The sequence below is a fragment of the Patescibacteria group bacterium genome (genome assembly GCA_027858235.1).
GTDB lineage: Bacteria > Patescibacteriota > Patescibacteriia > Patescibacteriales > BM507 > BM507.
On the sequence record JAQIDC010000017.1, the window covers coordinates 1 to 4,114 of the forward strand.

A 4,114-nucleotide genomic window follows, 5' to 3' on the forward strand; every position below is an offset into this window, starting at 1 on the left:
TTGCAATTTTTTTATTAAACTGGTATAGATAAATAGAATTAAGGAATTTATTATGATCAAAAAGTTTAGTAAAAAAGAGATACAGTTGCTTACAAAGAATAAAAACATTCAAAATGTTACTGAAAACATGATTACTTATTCAGAAGATTTTAGGATAAAATTCATGCTTGAACATTTAACAGGAACACCTCCTCGATTTATATTTGAGAAATATGGGTTTGATATTGAAATAATTGGTATCAAAAGAGTTGAACGAGCTGCTTACCGCTGGAGAAAGTTATTCAAAAAAAATGGTTTATTGGGTTTGAAAGATTCTAGAAAGGAAAATTCGGGAAGACCATTAAAAAGAATCTTAACAGAAAAAGAAGAAAATTTAAAATTAAAATCCAAGATCAAATTTTTAGAGATGGAGAATGATTTCTTAAAAAAGTTAAGAGCCATGAGGGGGTGTATTCCCTAAGTAAAACTAATATTTTTGAACTAATCAAATTGACAATCGACGGCACTGGTTATAAAAATGTAGTTTCTTATTTATGTAAAATAGCCAAGGTGTCAAAATCAGGCTACTATAATTATATCAACTCGGGAAATAACAGGAAAATTAAAGAGCAAAATGATTTAGAAACCAAGAAAATAATACTAAAAGCTTTTAATGTTAATGGATATAAAAAAGGTGCTCGTCAAATTAAAATGAGGCTAAAACGAGATTTTAAAATAGTTTTTAATCTGAAAAGAATAGGACGAATAATGCGGAAATATAAAATCATATGTCCGTATAGAAAGAGAAATCCGTATAAGCAAATTGCTAAAGCAACAAAAGAACATAGTGCAAAACCTAATATATTAAAAAGAAATTTCAAACAGGAGAAGCCTGGAAAAGTATTACTAACTGATATAACTTATCTTTACTACGCAGGAGGTAAAAGAGCTTATCTTTCAGTTGTAAAAGATAGTTCCACGAATGAAATATTATCACACGATATTTCAACTAGCTTAAGTTTAGAAATAGTAATTAAAACTATTAATAAGTTATGTAGGCAAAGAGAGAAATTGTCTGAAGATGCATTTATTCACTCTGATCAAGGATTTCATTATACAAGTCCTAAATTTCAAAAATTATTAGTTGAAAATGGAATTGGTCAATCTATGTCAAGAAAAGGTAATTGTTGGGACAATGCACCCATGGAATCTTTTTTTGGACATATGAAAGATGAAGTAGATATTAAAGGTTGTAAAAGTTTGAAGAAAGTGAAAAAAATTGTAAACAAATACATGAGATACTATAACAATGATAGACCACAATGGGATTTGAAAAAGTTGACTCCTGTTGAATACAGAAGTCAACTTTTAGAACAACCCCCTTTTTATCATTGTCCTTGACAAAGGGTACAGATTAGTTTGGGTGGGCTGTTTCGGGTCTTCAAACAAAAGACGTTCATCAGATTTCTGCTGAAGATCTGCATGATTTAATTACAGGTACATCAACAATTGTATTATTGGATGTTCGTGCACCTGGAGAATTCAACGACAATCATATAGAAAATTCTATAAATATTCCAGCGCCTGAATTAAGAAGTAGATTTAGTGAACTGGATCCTGAGAAGAGAACTATACTCATTTGTAGCACGGGACATAGATCAAGTCTAGGTGCAAGTATTTTAAGACAACACGGCTTCAAAGAAGTATTTAATGTTGCAGGCGGAATGTCTGGTTACAGTGCTGCAGGTTATACACAAAAATGTAGAGTATGTGAAAGTCCTCATGGATCAAGATATTTTTCTGATTATTTGCAAACTAGGCAACATTGGAATACTAAGAAAGGATAGGGGATAAAATATGGAATATTTAACACAAGTACGATGGTCGCCTTACATTGTAGGTATAGGTATAGGTATAGGTGTATTAAGCTGGTTAACATTCTTAATATCAAAAAAACCCATAGGATGCTCTACTGCCTTTGCTAGAACAAGTGGAATGATCGAAAGAATTTTTCGAGGTAATAAAGTAAATGAAAAATTATATTACAAGGAATTCGTTCCCTCAATAGATTGGGAATGGATGCTTGTTATAGGCATAATAATAGGTTCATTTATTTCAGCCTTTATCTCAGGTGACTTTAACTGGGTATGGGTACCATCACTTTGGAGTAATACATTCGGTTCGAATGTTTTAATAAGAGTAGTGGTTTCTATTGTTGGAGGAATGTTTTTAGGCTTTGGTGCCAGATGGTCAGGAGGTTGTACCAGTGGGCATGGAATAAGCGGGACACTTCAACTCGCAGTTTCCAGCTGGGTTTCAGCGATATTTTTCTTTGTCGGAGGAATTTTAACAGCATTTTTAATGTTTAATAGCGGATTCGGAGGATAATATGAATGAAAAAAAAATTACTACGATTCCTGAGAAGAAAAATTATTTCCAATTGATAATTGGATTAGTATTCGGAATATTCTTTGGATTTCTCCTTCAAAAAGGTGGTGCAACAAAGTATGATGTTATCATTGGGCAATTACTTCTTGTAGACAACACTGTAGTGAAAATCATGTTGTCTGCTGTGGTGACAGGTATGATAGGAATTTATTTCATGAAAACCATGGGATTGATTCAACTTCATCCAAAGCCCGGTTCGTTCGGTATGAGCGTTGTTGGGGGATTGATCTTCGGTGTCGGTTTTGCCGTCTTAGGTTATTGTCCCGGTACAATTGCCGGTGCGGTAGGGAATGGTTATCTTGATGCCATAACAGGTGGTTTAGTAGGTATTATTATTGGTGCTGGTCTTTATGCGTCAATATATCATAAATTAAAAGGTAAAATATTACAGAAGGGATATTTTGGTAATATAACCTTACCTGAATTGTTTAAAGTGAACGATTGGGTGATCGTGTTACCACTGAGTGCAGCATTGATCTTTCTTCTATATTGGATGGAAAAAGCAGGTTTGTAGAACTAATAAATTAGGAATATTATGAAAGAAATACTACATATAGTATCAATCATTATTGGAGGTATCGGTGCAGCTGTAATTACCTGGGGAGTTATACTGATAACTTTCAGATTAATTATTCTAGAATTTAAGCGAATTAAACAGGGATCTATTTACAGAGAAAGAGAAACAGTCCGTCATCAGCTTGGATCTTATCTTTTACTTGGATTAGAATTTCTTATTTCAGCGGATATAATCGGTAGTATAGCTCATCCAACATTAAATGACATGGCTGTCTTAGGAAGTATCGTAATAATTCGTACGATAATCAGCTATTTTCTTGAACGTGAAGTTGCTGAGTTTGCTCCACCTGAAAAAAAATAAAAAATGAAATTTAATTTTTTATTGTTTTTGCTACATCAAAGACATAATTTACATGATTAACTACTTTTGATAGAAATATTAAATATATTAAATTAGGTATTCCTATTTATGAAATTTTGATAGATATTGTATCGTATATAAAAAATAAAAGTATTATGGAGAAAAGATGAAAAAAGTAAAATTGGTTCTAGTAATTTTAATATCATTATTTTCTCTAGTAATATTTTTACAGAACACTGAGCCTGTAGACACAAAGATAATATTCTATACTTTTACAATGCCCCGAATTGCACTTTTAGTATTAATGTCATTGCTCGGTTTTATATTGGGTGCAATTACTGTGTATTTTTATGCAGGTAATAATAAGGATAAATAAAGCTGAGGTTTTAGAATGGCAAGATTTATAAAAAAACATAAACATGAGATCGGGTTAGGGCCTGATGACCTGAAGTTTAGAGGTGAAAAGAAGAGTGATGCTGTACTACTCAGAGTTATTGATTTTGATTCTGAGAATAAAGAAGAGAAAGTAATAAAATCTATTGAAGAAGTATCTTCTTACAGAAAAAAACCATCTGTTACATGGCTTAATATTGATGGTCTTCATGATGAATCGGTTATTTCTGAAGTTTCAAAACATTTCGAAATCGAGAAACTAGTACTATCAAATGTCCTGCAGACAAACGCAAGACCAAGGGTGATCGAGTATGATAATTGTGTGTACATATCTCTTAAAATGCTTCAGCAGGATGAAAAGACCGGTTCAATATCTGTTGAAAATTTGAGTTTAATATTAACCGATACAGTTCTTAT

5 protein-coding genes and 1 pseudogene are annotated in these 4,114 nt (G+C 32.1%); all 6 read left to right on the top strand.

Annotated features, from left to right (window positions below; genetic code table 11):
• Positions 1–52 precede the first annotated feature (52 nt).
• Positions 53–1,380: pseudogene (locus PF572_01245) on the top strand (IS3 family transposase).
• 77 nt (positions 1,381–1,457) lie between these two features.
• A complete protein-coding gene (locus PF572_01250; protein ID MDA3839691.1) occupies positions 1,458–1,826 on the top strand; it encodes a rhodanese-like domain-containing protein in 369 nt (122 codons plus the stop codon).
• Positions 1,827–1,836: 10 nt separating this feature from the next.
• Positions 1,837–2,367, top strand: coding sequence for a YeeE/YedE thiosulfate transporter family protein (locus PF572_01255; protein MDA3839692.1), 531 nt, complete (start codon positions 1,837–1,839; stop codon positions 2,365–2,367).
• Between the two features lies 1 nt (position 2,368).
• Complete coding sequence (locus tag PF572_01260) at positions 2,369–2,941, top strand: YeeE/YedE thiosulfate transporter family protein (protein MDA3839693.1); 573 nt, start codon at positions 2,369–2,371, stop codon at positions 2,939–2,941.
• A gap of 21 nt (positions 2,942–2,962) precedes the next feature.
• Complete coding sequence (locus tag PF572_01265) at positions 2,963–3,304, top strand: DUF1622 domain-containing protein (GenBank protein MDA3839694.1); 342 nt, start codon at positions 2,963–2,965, stop codon at positions 3,302–3,304.
• 391 nt (positions 3,305–3,695) lie between these two features.
• On the top strand, positions 3,696–4,114 hold a 419-nt coding region (locus tag PF572_01270), incomplete at its 3' end, for a magnesium and cobalt transport protein CorA (protein MDA3839695.1).

Excerpts from the sequence above, each read along its gene's own strand:
- PF572_01255 (MDA3839692.1), top strand. The coding sequence starts at position 1,837 with ATGGAATATTTAACACAAGTACGATGGTCGCCTTACATTGTAGGTATA.
- PF572_01260 (MDA3839693.1), top strand. The coding sequence starts at position 2,369 with ATGAATGAAAAAAAAATTACTACGATTCCTGAGAAGAAAAATTATTTC.
- PF572_01265 (MDA3839694.1), top strand. The coding sequence starts at position 2,963 with ATGAAAGAAATACTACATATAGTATCAATCATTATTGGAGGTATCGGT.